Origin of the sequence: Saccharopolyspora gloriosae, assembly GCF_014203325.1 — a bacterium.
GTDB classification, from domain to species: Bacteria; Actinomycetota; Actinomycetes; order Mycobacteriales; family Pseudonocardiaceae; genus Saccharopolyspora_C; species Saccharopolyspora_C gloriosae.
In genome coordinates, this window is sequence record NZ_JACHIV010000001.1 from 2,372,350 (window position 1) to 2,389,552 (window position 17,203).

Below are 17,203 nucleotides of genomic sequence, written 5' to 3' on the forward strand. Positions count from 1 at the left end.
GAACGTCGTCCGCCGGCACCGAAGGCGCGCTGCGCCGCCGCCCGGACCGGCGTCCACCCTCCGCAGGTGGCCGGGTTCGGAGTTCGGGAAGGGTTTCCCTGCGCAATCCGGCGCGACCCCGGTCCGCCCGACGTGCCGACCGGTGTTCCGGTCGACTCGGTGGTGCGGGGGCTGATCCGACCAGGGGGAATCTCGTTCATCGCGCGGCGGGTGCGCCGCGCGGCGAATCCCTGCGATCTCCGCCCCCGGGAATGGGGCGAGGCCGACCGGCGAGAACGCGTCGGTCCGGTCGGCACGCCGTCACGCAGGTCGACGAAGGGATCACTGTGAAGAAGTTTGCGACCGGTGCCGCGCTCGGGCTCGGAATGCTGCTGGCCACCGCGGCGCCCGCCGCCGCGGAGGGCTACGTCTACACCGGCAAGTGGTACAACACCGCCGCCGCGTGCGAGAAGGCGTGGGACGACGCGCACGGCGGCGGCCCGAGCCTGGGCCACGAGTGCCGCCGCAACGCCGTCGGCGTGTACGAGCTCTGGGCCTACCAGCTCTGACGCCCCGGCAGTGACCGGCTGACCCGGCGAGGCCCCCTCCGGCGGCGGAGGGAGCCTCGCCGAACGCCGCGATCGCCGCGATCGCCGGGTTCGCCGGGTTCGCCGACGATCGTCGTCCGGGCGCCTCACTGCTGGGCCAAGGGCACGTCACCTGTGCGCCTGGCCGTTCCGGCATCAACTCGCGGTGTCCGGCCGGACTCCAGGGGGCGATCCGGATCAAGATCGGGGATCTGGTGAAACGCCGTCCGAACGAGCGGCCTGGGAGAGCTCGGATGTTCGCGGGCGGCCGGGAAACCCGCCATGACAACGAATCGTGGCGGTGCGGCCTCCGCGAAGTGCTTCCGGGGTCGCGGACTCAGCCGTGGAGGGCGGCGTTGATGGTGCGGTGGGTGAAGTCGTCGAGGGTGCTGGGCTGGTGAGTGCGTTCCAGGGGGAGGGTGCCGGTGATGGCGGCGCCGAAGACCTCGCGGATCTCGTCGGTGCCGTAGAAGGCGCGGACCCGGCCGAAGTGCTCGACGAGCCGGTCCGCCGAGCGGGTCAGCACGTCGGTGCCGGTGACCGGGTCGAGGAAGGCGTTGGCGAGGTTCCACGAACCGTGCTCGCGCACCACGGCCAGCACCACCTCGGGCACGGTGCGGGCGGCGGTGGCGTTCGGGCCGCTGCCGGGGACGGCGTGCACCGTCGAGCGCAGCCAGAGCTTCGCGGCGCGCTCGACGAGTTCGCGGTCGCCGCCGAGGTTGTGCGCGAGTCGAGCCAGGTCGAGGCGGGCGTAGCGGTAGTAGCACGCGGCGTCGACCTCGACGGTGCCGTCCGGTGCCGCGTCGGCGCCGGACTCGGCGGGGTGGGTGGACAGCGCGTGCGCGACCTCGACGGCGGGCTCGGCGCTGAAGCCGTCGTACTCCGCGATCCCGCTGCCGTGCAGCGCCACGTCGAGGGCCTGGCGGGGAGCGAGGATGCGTTCGGCCGCCGCGAGCTGCTCCTCCTTGGTCTTGACGTTCGGGAGCTTGAGCTCGTCCGCCCGCGCGTGCTCGGGGTTCTCGGCGTTCGCGTGGATCTTCTTGCGCCGGTCGGCGCGGTCGGCGTAGTCGTCCCAGTCGTCGAGGCAGAACCGGGCGAGCTCCTCGCTCGCCCGCTGCCCGGTGAACATCACCGACGGGGTCAGATCCGCTTTGGCGACGCCGAATCCGAGTTCGTAGAAGGCCTCCCGCACGGCGTCGTCGGTGTCGTCGCTGGGATCGTCGAGGCAGCTGGCCGAGTCGATCCATCGGCCCGCGTCGGAGACCAGCCGGCGGGTGGAGATCCCGGCGGAGGAGAGGTCCGCCCCGCTCTCGGCGAGCAGGCCGCGCGTGGAGCGGCGCAGGAAGTGGGCGGAGATCGAGCCGCGGGCGACGTTGCCGAAGCCGGTGTGCCGAGGGTGCTCCACGTCCTCCCGGTTGAGCGTGCTCGCCGGAACGGACTGGAGCAGGTGTAACTCGACGATCATGGCGGGTTCTTCCTCCGGGGGTTCGCGTGATGTCGCGTGCTGGGGAGAGCGGCGGACGTCACGGACCACCGCGGGTGGAGTCGGGTGCGCGCGCGGCGCGGAGCTGTCAGGTCGTGGCACCGGCCGGGGACGACATCGATGTGGTCCACCGGTCGCCCGCGAATTCCGTTGCGGGCGAAGGGAAATGCGGTGCCGCGACGTCCACTGGGGACCGGGGTCGGCTTCGCCGCGCTTCGTGCATCCGCACCGCGGCCGAGCCGGCCGTGGCGGCACGCCGGGGCGCGCGGATCGGGGAGATCCGCGGTCCGTCCAGCGGGCCGGAACTCACTGGCTTTCCTCCGGGGAAGCAGTGGGGCACAACGAATGAGTGGCGCCGACGACTAGGGGCGTGCTGCGAGTCGCGTTGCTCGGTGCTGCCGGACGTCCCGGTTCTGCTGATGTGCAGGGGAAATCTGCTGTGCACTCCGCGCTGAGTGCGATCCGGAATGCGACTTCGAGGTGACGGTAGCAAGTCCCGCCGGTGATGCCAACGTGACCCCGTGCTATGCGCGCGACGCTGTGAACTGCGAAAACGTGGTATCGGCGGAAGTGGTTTCAGCGTGAACCGTCGGATCACCTGCGGTCGTTCCGGCGCCACCAGGGCGGATGCGCGAACCCGTTCTATTCGAAACCTCGCGGTCTCGATGGTCGTGATCGTGCTGTGATCTATGCTTCGCTCTCGCGCGGCGCACGAGGAGTCCCGCCGGGCCGGCGCGCGGCGGTGGTCGGCGGGGGCGCGGGCTCCGCCGCATTGCGGACCGGAGTTTTCCGGTATTGCCGTTGTCGAGCGGCGAGGGGAATCAAGCCGACGTATACAAAGAGGCGTCGGCGTCATTATTCGGTGGGGGATGTGCCGGTGGCGTCTCGTCGCGGGTATCGGGGCGGTCCGCTATTCGCGGGCGTGCGCGCCGAGTGGTGGTACCGGGTGTTCCGGGAACGGGTTCACCGTTCCCATGACGAATGCAATGGTCTCGCGTCGTGCTGCCGGTCGGGAATCCCGGAGGTGCTCGATTCGAATGTTCACCCCGCGTGTTCGCATGGTGACGCGGCCGGATGCGCGGGCGACGTCCGGTCGGCGGTGCCGAATCCCTCCGCTGGCCGCTGCGTGGGGTGTGAACTGGGAATTCTTGCTCCTGATGGGGGTGGACTCGGGCCGTCCGGTGTGTGACCCTGATCCGGCGCAGAACGAGGAGCGCCATTCGGCTCCGCGCGCGATGCGGCTGGGCGCTATTCCTAGGGGAATCACCCACGAGTCGTTTCGCCTGGGAAGACGGTTGCCGGTGGTCTCGCCGAGTCGGTGGCTGGGGCGAATGGGTTAGTTGCTGGTGATTTCCTTAGAAGTGCCTCTGGGGATTTCACTAGATGTCCGTCGGGCGCAGTTCTGAAGATTGCGAACAGTTCCGGAGCGTCTCTAGCGTGCTGATGAGATCGGCTCTGCTGATGGGGTCGTCGTGCAATCAGGAGGCACTCGATGTGGCGAGGTCGCGCCCTGTTCCGGAACACCACCGCGGTGTCGGCATGAGTGCTGCCGTCGCGGGCGCGCGTTCCGTGCTCTTCCCCGGCCAGGGATCGCAGGCCGTCGGCATGGGGGCCGGATTGTTCGAGCGCTACCCGCGGCTGGCGGAGCGGGCGAGCGACGTCCTCGGCTACGACCTCCCCCGGTTGTGCCTGGAGGACCCGGACGGGCGGCTCGACGACACCCGCTACACCCAGCCCGCGCTGTACGCGGTCAACGCGCTGTCCTACGTGGACTCGCTGGAGCGCGGTGAGCCCGCTGGCGACTACCTGCTCGGGCACAGCCTCGGCGAGTACAACGCGCTGCACGCCGCCGGCGCCTTCGACTTCGAGACCGGCCTCAAGCTCGTGGCCAAGCGCGGCGAACTGATGGCACGGGCCGAGAACGGCGCGATGCTCGCCGTCGTCGGGCTCGGCGTCGCCGACCTGAGGGCGTTCCTCGCCGAGCACGAGCTGACCCGGCTGGACCTCGCGAACATCAACACCGACAGCCAGCTGGTGCTCTCCGGCGACCGCGCGGAGATCGACCGCGCGCAGCCGCTGCTCGACGAGCGCCGCGTCCGCACCGCCCGGCTGAAGGTCTCCGCCGCGTTCCACTCCCGGTTCATGGCGCCCGCCCGCGACGAGTTCGCCGCGTTCCTCAAGGGATTCCGGTTCGGCCCGCTCAACGCCACCGTGATCGCGAACCTCACCGCGCGCCCCTACGCGGAGCAGGACATCGCCGCGACGCTCAGCGAGCAGATCGCCGGGTCGGTGCGCTGGCTGGAGAGCGTGCGCTACCTGATGCGGCACGCCTCGCTGGACGACTGCCGCGAAGTGGGGGAGCGCCAGGTCCTCACCCGCATGGTCAAGCAGATCGACGCCACCCCGGAGGCGCCGAAGGTGCGGCCCCGGCTGTTCTGCGTCGCCTACGCGGGCGGCGACGAGCGCGCCTACGCGGGCCTGGCCGAGCACACCGACCTCGACGTGGTCACGCTGGAGCGGCCGGGCCACGGCAAGCGGATCTCCGAACCGCTGCTGCACGACCCGGTCGCGATCGTCGACGACCTGCTCGGCCAGCTGCGCGGCAGGCTCGACGCGCCGTTCGCCGTGTACGGGCACAGCCTCGGGGCGCGGCTGGCCTTCCTGCTGTGCCACCGGCTGCGGGCCGAAGGACTGCCCGCGCCGGAGCACCTGTACGTCTCCGGCGAGAGCGGACCGGTGATCCCCAGCCGGGAGCGCGACACCTGGCGGCTGCCCACCGACGAGTTCTGGGCGCACCTGGACCGGCTCGGCGGGCTCCCCGCGGAGCTGCGCGACCACCCGGACCTGATGGCGTTCTACGAGCGAATCCTGCGCGCCGACTTCACCGCGCTCGGCGCCTACGCGCACCCCGACGCGGCACCGCTGGACATCCCCATCACGGCGATGAACGGCGCCGCCGAGTGGTTCACCCGCGCCGACGTCGACGCCTGGCAGCGGGAGAGCACCCGGCCGCTGACCACGCACCTGTTCCCCGGAGACCACTTCTTCATCCGCGACCGGTGGTCCGCGCTGGCGCGGATCGTCGGCTCCGGATTCGCGGTCACCTGACCGAGCCAGCACCCGCAACGACAACCCGAGGGCAGAGGACGGCCATGAAGGACGAACTGAAGGCGTACCTGGAAGAGCAGTTCATGTTCGAGTTCGACGCGGAGATCACCGAGGAGACCGACCTGTTCAAAGCGGGCATCCTCGACTCCTTCGGCTACATCTCGCTGATGACGCACATCGAGCAGTCCTACGGCGTGCAGTTCGGCGAGGACGAGCTGCTCGGCAACGTGATGGTGTCGCTGGCGGGCATCGCCGAGTTCGTCGACGGCGCCCGCGAGCGGGCCCTCGAAAGCCGGTGACGCGATGTGCGGCATCGCGGGTTTCTACGGCAGTTCGCTGCATCCGGAGCAGTACCGGGACCTGATGCACGACATGCTCGCGCAGATCGAGCACCGCGGACCGGACGAGGCGGGCTGCTACCTCGACGACCGGCTCGCGATGGGCACGGTGCGGCTGAGCATCATCGACCTCTCCAGCGGGCAGCAGCCCGTCGGCAGCGCGGACGGGCGCTACTGGCTCTGCTACAACGGCGAGCTCTACAACTACCGCGAGCTGCGCCGCGACCTGATCGCCCGCGGCTTCGCGTTCCGCACCGAATCCGACACCGAAGTGGTGCTCAACGCGTGGGCGGCGTGGGGCCCGGACTGCCTGCCGCGGTTCAACGGGGCGTTCGGCTTCGCCGTGTACGACTCGGAAACCGGTGAGCTGCACCTGGCGCGGGACCGCTACGGCAAGCGCCCGCTGTTCGTGGCCCGGCACGAGGGCGCGTGGCTGTTCGCCTCCGAGATGAAGGCGTTCCTGGCCTACCCCGGCTTCCGGTTCGAGTTCGACCCGGCCGAGCTGTCCTCCATCTTCGCGACCTGGACCCCGCTGCCCGGCCAGAGCGGCTACCAGGGCGTCGAGCAGGTCCCGATGGGCGAGTACCTGTCGTTGCGCGGCGACGAGGTGCGGCGCGGCCGGTGGGCTCCGCTGGACCTGTCCGCCGGTGCCGCCCCCGAATCCGAGCAGGAGGCCGTGGAGCTCATCCGGGCCGACCTGGAACAGGCCGTGGACGTGCGGCTGCGCAGCGACGTCGAGGTCGGCGTGTACGCCTCCGGCGGGCTGGACTCCTCGATCATCGCGCACCTCGCGGCCCGGCGCACCGACCGTCCACTTCGGACGTTCTCGATCCAGTTCGAGGACGCCGAGTTCGACGAGTCCGCCGAGCAGGACGAGCTCACCGCGCACCTGGGAACCCGGCACTCGACGGTGCGGGTCTCCGACGCCGACGTCGCCGAAGCCTTCCCGGAGGCCGTCCGGCACGCCGAGGTGCCCGCGTTCCGCACCGCGTTCGTGCCGATGCACCTGCTGGCCCGGCAGGTCCGGCGCGAGGGCATCAAGGTCGTGCTCAGCGGGGAAGGCGCCGACGAGGCGTTCCTCGGCTACGGGATCTTCAAGGACACCCGGCTGCTGTCGGAGTGGAACGAGCTCGACGACGAGACGCGCCGGGAGCGGATGGGGCGGCTCTACCCGTACCTGGCGCACTTCAACGGTGCCGACGAGCAGCGCCGCATGCTGGGCCTCTACCAGCAGTTCTCCACCGAGGACCGGCCCGGCCTGTTCTCGCACCAGATGCGGTTCCAGAACGGCCGCTTCGCCGCCCGCCTGCTCGCCGAACCCGGAGATCCGCTGGGCGCGATCGAGAAGCTCGTCGCCGACGAGCCGGGCTTCGCCGAGCTCAGCGCGGTGCAGAAGGCGCAGTGGCTGGAGTTCCGCACCCTGCTGTCCGGCTACCTGCTGTCCACCCAGGGCGAGCGGATGGCGCTGGCGCACGGCGTGGAGAACCGCTGCCCGTTCCTCGATCCGGCCGTGGTGCGCCGCGCCGCCTCCGTCAACGGCCGCTTCGGCGACCCGTACGACGAGAAGTACCTGCTCAAGCAGGCCTACGCCGACGTGCTGCCGGAGCGGATCGTGAAGAAGGGCAAATTCCCCTACCGCGCACCGGATTCCGCGGTGTTCGTGCGGTCCCGTCCGGACTACCGCGACCTGCTGCTGGACCAGGACGCGCTCGACGAGATCCCCGCGCTCGACTCGCGGTTCGTGCGCAAGTTCGTCACCCGCGTCTTCGACACCCCGCCGGAACGCATCGGCACCAAGGAGAACCAGGCGTTCGTCTTCCTGGCCTCCACGGTGTGGCTGCACCACTGGTACGTCCGCGGCCACGCCCGCGACCACGAACCGCTGGCGGTGCCGCTGCGGGTGGTCGACCGGCGTTCCAGCGCGGTGGCGGCCTGACCTCCGCCCGCGCGCACCAGGCGGCCGTGCCGCCGACCAGACACCAGGCCGCCCCCGGCCGAAACCGACAGGCCGAGGACCGGCGCTGAGATGGAGCAACCTCCCATGGACCACCCCACCGGTGACCACGACATCGCCATCATCGGCACCTCGTTGCGGCTGCCCGGCTCGCGCACGATGGACGAGTTCTGGGGGCACCTGTCGGCCGGCCGGTCGCTGATCAGCGAGGTCCCCGCGCGCCGCTGGCGCAAGGAGGACCACCTCGGCGATCCGCGCCGGGAGTTCAACAAGACCAACAGCGCCTGGGGCGGTTTCGTCGACGACGTGGACTGCTTCGACGCCGAGTTCTTCCAGATCTCCCCGCGCGAAGCCCAGGCGATGGATCCGCAGCAGCGGATGGCGATGGAGCTGAGCTGGCACGCGCTGGAGGACGCCGGGTACCGCGCGGACCGCCTCGCGGGCTCGGCGACCGGCGTGTTCATGGGCGTGTGCCACTGGGACTACGCGGAGCTCGTCGAGCAGGAGGTCGCCGAGGTCGACGCCTACTACCCGACGGGCGCGGCCTACGCGATCATCGCGAACCGGGTGTCGCACCACTTCGACTTCCGCGGCCCCAGCGTCGTCAACGACACCGCGTGCGCGAGTTCGCTGGTGGCGGTGCAGCAGGGCGTGCAGGCGCTGCTGTCCGGCGACTGCGAGTACGCCCTGGCCGGTGGCGTGAACCTGACCTGGTCGGCGCGGCACTTCATCGCGTTCGCCAAGGCGGGCATGCTCTCGCCGGACGGGCTGTGCCGGGCGTTCGACGCGGGCGCCAACGGCTACGTGCGCGGTGAGGGCGGCGGGGTGGTGCTGCTCAAGCGCGCCGCCGACGCCCGGCGGGACGGCGACCCGGTGCACGCGGTGATCAAGGGCATCGGCAGCAACCACGGCGGGCGCACCAGCTCGCTCACCGTCACCAACCCGGACGCCCAGGCCGACCTGATCACCGGGGTGTACCGGCGGGCGGGCATCGCGCCGGAATCGGTGACCTACGTGGAGACCCACGGGCCGGGCACGCCGGTCGGGGACCCGATCGAGATCCGGGGGTTGAAGAAGGCGTTCGCCGCGCTCGGCGGCGAGGCCGAGGGCCACCGGTGCGGCGTCGGCTCGGTGAAGACGAACATCGGGCACCTCGAAGGCGCGGCGGGCATCGCGGGCATGCTCAAGGTGATCCTCGCGATGCGGCACCGGCAGCTGCCGGAGACGGTGAACTTCCGCAAGCTCAACCCGCTGATCAAGCTCGCGGGCAGCCCGCTCTACATCGTGGACGGCCTCACCGGCTGGGAGTCCGGGCAGGGGCCGCTGCGGGCGGGCGTGAGCTCGTTCGGCTTCGGCGGAACCAACGCGCACGTGCTGCTCGAAGCGGGCGAATCCGTCGAGGCGAGCGGCGACGACGACGGGGAGCAGTGGATCCCGGTGTCGGCGCGCGACGAGGAGCGGCTGCGGGAGACCTGCGCGGCGCTCGCGCACTGGGTGCGGGAGCGCGACGAGCGGCCCGCGCTGGCCGACGTCGCGCGCACCCTGCGCCAGGGGCGGACGCCGATGCGGGAACGGATCGTGTTCCGCGCCGACGACCTCGACACCTGGGTCGCGCAGCTGGAGAGCATCGCGGCGGGGGACAAGCGGGTGCCCGCGCGGTGCAAGCGGGGACGGGCCGCCGACGGCGCTCCCGACGGGCTCGACGCCGACGACCTCACCGAGCTGGGCGCGCGGTGGCTGGAGCAGGGCCGCTACGAGAAGTTCGCCTCCGCCTGGGCGACCGGGCTGCCGGTGGACTGGGAGCAGTGGCCGGAGCAGGGCAGGCGGCTGCACCTGCCCGGGTACGCGTTCGCCCGCACCCCGCACTGGTTCACCCCGACGGCGCCTTCGAACCTGAGCCCGGCCGTCGCGGCAGCCCCGGTGGAGCAGGCCGCGACCGAGACGGCCGCGCTGGGGCAGGCGAGCGCCGAGGACGGCGGCTGGTCGTTCCCGGTCCGCTTCGACGCCACCCAGGGCTTCGTGCGCGATCACGTGGTGAACGGGGCCCGGATCGTGCCGGGAGTCGCGGTCCTCGACCTCGTCATCGCCGCCGCCCGCCAGCACGCCGAGGGGCGGATCCCGCGGGTGCGCAACGCGGTGTGGATCCGCCCGCTGGTCGTCGGGGAGGACGGCCTGGCGGCGCGGCTGCGGCTGACCCCGGGCGGCGACGGCCACGACTACGCGATCGTCGACGCGGACGGCTCGCCCTACGCCAGCGGGCGGGTGGACTACGGGCCCGCCGCCGCCGAGACCTTCGACCTGGCGGCGCTGCGGGAGCGGCACCCGCGGCGGCTCGACGCCGAGGCGGGCTACGCCGCGCTGCGCGCCAGCGGCATCGAGCACGGGCCCGCGCTGCGCGCGCTCACCGGCCTGCGCAGCGGTCCCGACGGGGTGCTCGCCGAGCTGCGGCTGCCCGCGGCGGCCGCGCCCGGATCGGCCTTGCAGCCCGCGATCCTGGACAGTGCGCTGCTCGCGGCGCTCGCGCTCGGCGCGGCGGACGGCGGCTGGCGGGTGCCGTCGGCACCGGCGGTGCCGTTCGCGCTCGACGAGCTCACCGCCCACGCGCCCACCACGGCGACCATGCACGCGTGGCTGCGGCCCGCGGAGGGTTCCCGGGCGCGCGGCAAGGTCGACGTGGACCTGCTCGACGACGAGGGCCGGGTGTGCGTCCGGTTCACCGGGTACACCTCGCGTTCCCTCGGCGGCGAACCGGCGGACCGGCGTCCGGACGGGGATCTGCTGGAGGTCACCGGAACCTGGGTCGACGCACCGTCCACATCGGAGGGACCGGCGGCACCGGTGGTGGTGCTCAACGCGGTGCTGGACGAAGACCTGGTGGCCGCGAGCGCGGCTCGGCTCGGCGCCGAGGTGGTGGCGCTGCCGGTGCCCGCCGCGGCAAGCGACGCCGACGCGATGCGGGCCGCCTTCGAAGCCTGCTACGCGCAGCTGCAGCGGATGCGCGGCAAGGGCCGGGTGCTCGTCGTGGCTCCGGGCGCGCCGGACTCGCCGGTGTACGGACCGCTCGCGGCCCTGCTCAAGACCGCGCGGCTGGAGAATCCCGCGTTCCACGGGGCGGTCGTGCTCGTCGAGGACTTCGCGCCGCGCGACGCCGCCCGCTTCGAACGCATCGTGCACAGCGAGGCCGGGAGCGCCGACACCGAGATCGCCCACACCGCAGGCGGGCGGCGGCTGCGCCACGAGACCGCGCCGATCCCGGCGGACGAGTCCGGGCGGAGCCTGCTGCGCGACGGCGGCGTTTACTGGATCACCGGCGGCGCGGGCGGCATCGGGCGGATGCTCGCCGAGCACCTGTGCCTGCGCCACGGCGCCACCGTCGTGGTCAGCGGCCGTTCCGCGCACAGCCCCGAAGTCGACGCGCTCGACGCCCGCCTCACCGGCGGCCGGGTGCGCTACCGGCAGGCCGACGTCACCGACGAGGGCAGCGTGCACGCCGCCGTGGCCGCCATCCGCTCCGAGCACGACCGGCTGGACGGCGTGTTCCACGCGGCCGGGGTCCTCGACGACGGGTACCTCGCGACGAAACCGCTGGCGAGCACCACCGCCGTGCTCGCGCCGAAGGTGGACGGCACCGCGCACCTCGACGCCGCGACCCGCGAGCTCGACCTGGATTTCCTGCTGCTGCTCGGTTCCGTCGCGGGCGCGTTCGGCAGCGCCGCGCAGGCCGACTACGCCGCCGCCAACGCGCACCTGGACGCCTTCGCCGCGCGGCGCGAGGCCGCCGGAGCGACGACCCGGGTGATCGACTGGCCGCTGTGGGCCGACGGCGGCATGCGGATGGACGAGGCCACGCTGTCCTACCTGCGCAAGCGCACCGGCACCGTCCCGCTGCCCGGTGACGTCGGGCTCGCCGCGATCGAGCGGGCGCTGCGCACCGACTCGCCGGTGCGCCGCGTCGTGCTGTTCGGGGAGACGCCGAAGCTGCGGGTGTACGCGGGACTGGACCGGCCCGCGACCGCCCCGGCCCCGGCGGCGCCCGCCCCGATCGCGCCGGCGGCGCTCGGGGAGGACGAGCTGGTCAACCGCACCCAGGACTTCCTGCGGGAGGTGTTCGCGAAGGTCACCCGCCAGGACGCCGACGACATCCTGGTGGAGGAGAAGCTGGAGCACTACGGCATCGACTCCATCGCGATCGTCGACCTCACCAGCACGCTGGAGGACACCTTCGGCTCGCTGCCGAAGACGTTGTTCTTCGAGTACGTCGACCTGCAGGGCGTCGCCGAGTACTTCGTCGCCGAGCACCGGGACCGGCTGCTGGAGCTGTTCGCGCCGCAGGAATCCGCTCCTGCCGCGCCGGTGGTCGCAGAGGTGGAATCCACCGCTCCCGCAGGGGAAATCGCCTCCCCGACCATCGCGCCAGCGGCGATCAAACCCGCGCCGATCACCCCCGCGACCGCGCCCCCGACGTCGCCGCCCCCGGCCCTCGCCGCGCCCCGGCCCGCCGACCCGCGCGCGGACGCCGACCACCACGACATCGCCGTCGTCGGCATGGCCGGTCGCTATCCCGGCGCCGACACCCTCGCGGAGTTCTGGGACCTGCTCAGCGAAGGCAGGCACAGCTTCGAAGAGGTCCCCGAATCCCGCTGGCGCCACGGCGACGTCTACTTCGACGAGCGCGACGTGCTCGGCAAGACCGTCGTGCGCACCGGCACCTTCCTGCGCGACGTGGACGCCTTCGACCCGCGCTACTTCAACATCTCCCAGCGCGACGCCGAGATCATGTCGCCCGAGGTGCGGCTGTTCCTGCAAGCGGGCGTGACCGCGCTGGAGGACGCCGGCTACTCGCGGGAGACGTTGCGCCGCCGCTACGACGGCGACGTGGGCGTGCTCGTCGGCTCGATGAACAACAGCTACTCGCTCTACGGCTTCCAGAACATGCTGCAGCGCGGCACGACGACCAGCGGCAGCGAAGTCGGCGTGATGGCGAACATGCTGTCCTACCACTACGGCTTCACCGGGCCGTCGGTGTTCGTGGACACCATGTGCTCGTCGTCCTCGGCGTGCGTGCACCAGGCGGTGCGGCTGCTGCGCGACGGCGACACCCGGATGGTCGTGGTCGGCGGGATCAACCTGATGCTGCACCCCTACGACTTGATCTCCACCTCGCAGGCGCACTTCACCACCAAGTCCGCCGACGTCGTGCGCAGCTACGGGCTCGGCGCCGACGGCACCATCCTCGGCGAGGGCGTCGGCGCGGTCGTGCTCAAGCCGCTCGGGGAGGCCGTCGCCGACGGTGACCACGTCTACGGCGTGATCAAGGGCAGCGGCCTCACCAACGCGGGCGTGCGCAACGGGTTCACCGTGCCGAGCCCGCAGCAGCAGGCGCGCGCGGTGGAGCGGGCGCTCGACGACGCCGGGGTGGACGCGCGCACCATCAGCTACCTGGAGGGGCACGGCTCGGCGACCTCGCTGGGCGACCCCATCGAGATCAAGGGCGCCAGCCTCGCGTTCGGCAGGCACACCGAGGACCGCGGCTTCTGCGCGATCGGTTCGGTGAAGTCGAACGTGGCGCACCTGCTGTCCGGCTCCGGGCTGGTCGGGTTGACGAAGGTGCTGCTGCAGCTGCAGCACCGCACCCTGGCGCCGTCGCTGCACTCCGAGACGCTGAGCCCCGCCATCGACTTCGACGCGACGCCGTTCACGGTGCAGCGCGACCGGGCCGAGTGGCGCCGCCCCGTGGTGCGGGGCGAGGAGGCGCCGCTGCGGGCGGGCATCACCTCGATCGGCGCGGGCGGCATCAACGTGCACCTCGTGGTGGAGGAGCACGACGGCACCGTGGTGGCCGCGCCGGACAGCGGCAGGCCGCAGGTGCTGGTGCTCTCCGCGATGACCCCGCAGGTGCTGCGCGCGGTGCTGCGCGACGTGCGCGACCACGTGCGCGCGCAGCGGCCGGGCCTGGACGCGCTGGCGTACGCGTTGCAGACGGGCAAGAACGAACTGCCGTGCAGGCTCGCGTTCGTGGCCACGAGCACCGAGGACGCGCTGCACCGCCTCAGCCGTCTGTCCGAAGTGGACTGGACGGCGGAATCCCCTGCCGTGCCGGACGGCGTGCACTTCACGGCGAGCACCCTGCGGCAGCGCCGCACCGCCACCGCCGCCACCGTCGAACAGGCCGTGGCCGAGCGCAGGCTCAGCGAGCTCGCGCAGCACTGGGCGGCCGGTTCGGCGGTGGACTGGGACCGGCTGTGGCCGCTGGGCACCCGGCCCGCGAAGCTCTCGCTGCCCGGCTACCCCTTCGACAAGGTCAGCTGCTGGTACCCCGAGTTCGACGACGCCCCGAGCGTGCTGCGGCCGATCGCGTTCGCCCGCCGCGCGCACCCGTGGGTGGGGGAGAACCGCTCCGACCTGCACGGCGTGCGCTACGGCCTGACGTTGCGCGGGGACGAGCTGCTCGACTACGCGCACACGGCGGGCCGCAAGCGCCGGTACGCCACGATGGCGCTGCTCGACGGCGCGCTGGCCTTCGCGCGGCTCGCGGGCCTCGGCGACGGCCCGCTGCGGGTGCGCGACGCGGAGTGGGCCGCGCTGCCCGCGCCCGGCGACGACCCGGCGGCGCTGGAGTGGCGGCTGGGCGGTTCGGCCGGGGCGCACCGCGCCGAGCTGTGGCACGCCGACGGCACGCTGCGCTTCGCCGCCACCGTCGAACCCGGCGCGGGCGCGGAGGTTCCCCCCGGACCGGTGCACGCCGCGCTGTCGCTGGACCAGGACGGTTTCTACGCGGCGCTCGGCGAGCTCGGCATCGACGCGCGGCCCTACTCGCGCAGCGTCGACGGCGTCGCGCCGCTCGACGGCCACCGGCTGCTGGTGCGGGTCGCTGAACCGGCGATGTGCCAGGACCCGCACAAGCGGCAGGTGCACGTCCCGGCGTGGGTGTTCGCCGGTGTGCTGCAAGGGGTTCAGCACGCGCTCGGGCAGGCCGACGCCGCCGTGGTGCGGGTCGCGGCCGTGCACGGCGCGGACCTGGAGCGGACCCGCGCGCTGCTGCTGGAGCGGACCTCGGAGACCGCGTTCCGGGTGGACCTGCTCGACGAGCACGGGCGCGGACTGGGCCGGATCGAGGGCGCCGAGTTCGGCCCCGGGCCGCTGCCGGCCGCGTTGACCGGCTCGGGTGCGACCGCCGCCCCGGTGTCGATCGCCGAGTCCGCCACGATCGCCGAGCCCGCCACGATCGCCGAGCCCGCCACGATCGCCGAGCCCGCCACGGTCGTCGCCTCGACGACCGCGAACGTCTCCGAGCCCCCCGCGTTGCCGGAGCCGGTGGACGGGCAGGACGCGCTGATCGCGGCGCTGCGGGAGGTCGTCGCCGACCTGCTGAAGTTCGACCTCGCCGAGATCGACGCGGACACGCACTTCCACGCCTACGGCTTCGAGTCCATCGCGCTGGCGAAGTTGTCCACCGAGGTCAACGGCCTGTTCGGCGTGGAGCTGAGCCCGGCGGTCTTCTTCGAGTGCCCGAACATCCGCAGCCTCGCCGAGCATCTGGTGGAGCGCTACGGCGACAAGCTGACAGTCCCGGACCAGGCCGCGGAGGCCCCGGCCCCGGCCCCGGCCCCGGCCCCGGCCCCGGCGACTCCGGCGATCCCGGCGGCGCAGCAGGCTCCGGCGGCGAGCGCCGTCTCGTCGACGGCCGCGACCGCCGCGCCCGGCCCTGCCGACGACGACGCCGTGGCGATCGTCGGCGCGGCCGGGAAGTTCCCCGGAGCCGGTGACCTCGACGAGTTCTGGCGGCGCCTGCGCGACGGGGACGACCTCATCACCGCCTACCCGGGCGACCGCTTCGACTCCCGCTACGCCGGCACCGTCGCGGGCGCGGACTTCCCGAAGTTCGCCGGGCAGCTCGACGACGTGGACCGGTTCGACGCCGACTTCTTCAACCTGTCCCGCCTCGAAGCGGAGCTGATGGACCCGCAGCAGCGCCTCGCGCTGGAAGCGGTGTGGACGGCGCTGGAGAACGGCGGCTACGCCCCGGCCCGGCTGCCGGAGAGCACCGGCGTCTACTTCGGGGTGTCCGGCAACGACTACCACCACCTGCTCAACGCCAGCGGCGTCGCGCCCGACGGCTACACCGCCACCGGCAACGCGCATTCCATCCTGGCCAACCGGATCTCCTTCGTGCTCGACGTGCACGGACCGAGCGAACCGGTCGACACCGCCTGCTCCAGCTCGCTGATCGCGCTGCACCGCGCGGCCGAGAGCATCCGGGCGGGGCGCTGCGAGATGGCGCTGGCGGGTGGGGTGAACCTGCTGCTCAGCGTCGACACCTTCGCCGCCACCCAGCAGTCCGGGATGCTCAGCCAGGACGGCCGGTGCAAGACGTTCTCCGCCGACGCCGACGGGTACGTGCGCTCCGAGGGCGTCGCGGTGGTGCTGCTCAAGCCGCTCTCTCGGGCGCAGCGCGACGGCGACGCGATCTGGGGCGTGCTGCGGGGCGGTGCGGAGAACCACGGCGGTCGCGCCGGTTCGCTCACCGCGCCCAACGGCAAGGCGCAGGCCGCGCTGATCAAGGACGCGATGCGCGGCATCGAGCCCGGCAGCATCGGCTACGTCGAAGCGCACGGCACCGGCACCGGCCTGGGCGACCCGGTGGAGGTCAACGCCCTCGCCGCCGCCTACCGGGAGCTCGGCGGGCCGGGTGCCGACGGCAGGCCGTGGGCGCTGGGGTCGGTGAAGACGAACATCGGCCACCTGGAGTCGGCCGCGGGCTTGGCCGGGGTGCTCAAGGTGCTGCTGGCGATGCGCCACCGCGCGCTGCCGCCGACGTTGCACTGCGAGCGGCTCAACCCGCACCTGCCGCTGTCCGGCGGCGAGTTCGAGGTGGTGCGCGAGCCGCGCCGCTGGGAACCGCGCACCGACGCGACCGGGCGGGCCTGGCCGCTGCGGGCCGGGGTGAGCAGCTTCGGCTTCGGCGGCGCCAACGCGCACGTCGTCCTGGAGGAGGCGCCGCCGTCCCCGGCGCCCGCGGGGGACCCCGGCGGGCCGCAGGCCGTGGTGCTCTCGGCGCGCGACGACGAGCGGCTGCGCGCCTCGGCGCAACGCCTGCGCGACTTCCTGCGGACCGGCGAACGTCCCGCCCTGGCGGAGCTGGCGCGCACCTTGCAGGTGGGCCGGGAGGCGATGGAGCGGCGGCTCGGTTTCGTCGCGGGCTCCGTCGACGAGGTGCTCGGCGCGCTGGACCGCTACCTGGCCGGGAACACCGCGGGCCTGCACCTCGGCGGCGTGCCGCGCTCGCGCGGTACCGGAGTGCGGCGGACGCCGGACGAGTCGCCGGAGGTGACCCGCGCGCTGCGCGACGGACGGCTGGACGCGGCGGTCGCGCTGTGGTGCGACGGAGCTTCCGCGGACTGGGCCGCCCAGCACCCGGCCGGACGGCGCACGGTGCGGCTGCCCGCCTACCCGTTCGCCCGCGAGCGCTACTGGGTGCCGGAGTCCGCCGGGGTTCCCGCGGTCTCCGGTCCGGGCGGCGCCGCCCGGGGAACGCCCGAATCCACTGCCATGAGAGGGAAGTCCGCGCTGAACGGAGCCGACCGGGCCGCCGCCGCGCCACCGGAGCCGGAGTTCGACACCGGCGCCTACGCGGCCCTGCTGGACGCGGTCCTGGACGACCGCCTCGGCCCGGACGCCCTCAGCGATGCCTGACCGCTTCACCGCCCCCGCGCAGACCGGCCCCGCCGTCTCGCGCCCTGGAACGGAGCTCAAC

The 17,203-nt window shown here is 72.9% G+C and carries 6 protein-coding genes; 5 read left to right on the top strand and 1 reads right to left on the bottom strand.

Annotated elements, in window-relative coordinates; all coding sequences use genetic code 11:
• The first annotated feature begins 326 nt into the window (after window positions 1-326).
• Window positions 327-548, top strand: coding sequence for a hypothetical protein (locus BJ969_RS10700; RefSeq protein WP_343071331.1), 222 nt, complete (start codon window positions 327-329; stop codon window positions 546-548).
• Window positions 549-903: 355 nt separating this feature from the next.
• On the opposite strand, the gene BJ969_RS10705 is transcribed toward BJ969_RS10700, so the two are convergent.
• Window positions 904-2,031, bottom strand: a complete 1,128-nt coding sequence (locus BJ969_RS10705; RefSeq protein WP_184478793.1) for a type I-E CRISPR-associated protein Cas7/Cse4/CasC — start codon at window positions 2,029-2,031, stop codon at window positions 904-906.
• 1,557 nt (window positions 2,032-3,588) lie between these two features.
• Here BJ969_RS10705 and fabD point away from each other — a divergent pair.
• The 4 genes from fabD to BJ969_RS10725 all read left to right on the top strand — a co-directional run bounded on the left by fabD (window position 3,589) and on the right by BJ969_RS10725 (window position 17,142).
• On the top strand, window positions 3,589-5,157 hold the full coding sequence (gene fabD, locus BJ969_RS10710) for an ACP S-malonyltransferase (RefSeq protein WP_184478794.1): 1,569 nt from the start codon (window positions 3,589-3,591) through the stop codon (window positions 5,155-5,157).
• A 44-nt stretch (window positions 5,158-5,201) separates the two neighbouring features.
• Window positions 5,202-5,456 (top strand): acyl carrier protein, encoded by a 255-nt coding sequence (locus tag BJ969_RS10715; RefSeq protein WP_184478795.1) that lies wholly within the window; start codon window positions 5,202-5,204, stop codon window positions 5,454-5,456.
• Between the two features lie 4 nt (window positions 5,457-5,460).
• On the top strand, window positions 5,461-7,431 hold the full coding sequence (gene asnB / locus BJ969_RS10720) for an asparagine synthase (glutamine-hydrolyzing) (protein WP_184478796.1): 1,971 nt from the start codon (window positions 5,461-5,463) through the stop codon (window positions 7,429-7,431).
• A gap of 90 nt (window positions 7,432-7,521) precedes the next feature.
• The gene (locus BJ969_RS10725) at window positions 7,522-17,142 is read left to right on the top strand and encodes an SDR family NAD(P)-dependent oxidoreductase (RefSeq protein WP_184478797.1); all 9,621 of its coding nucleotides are present in this window, start codon (window positions 7,522-7,524) and stop codon (window positions 17,140-17,142) included.
• The last annotated feature ends 61 nt before the right edge of the window (window positions 17,143-17,203 follow it).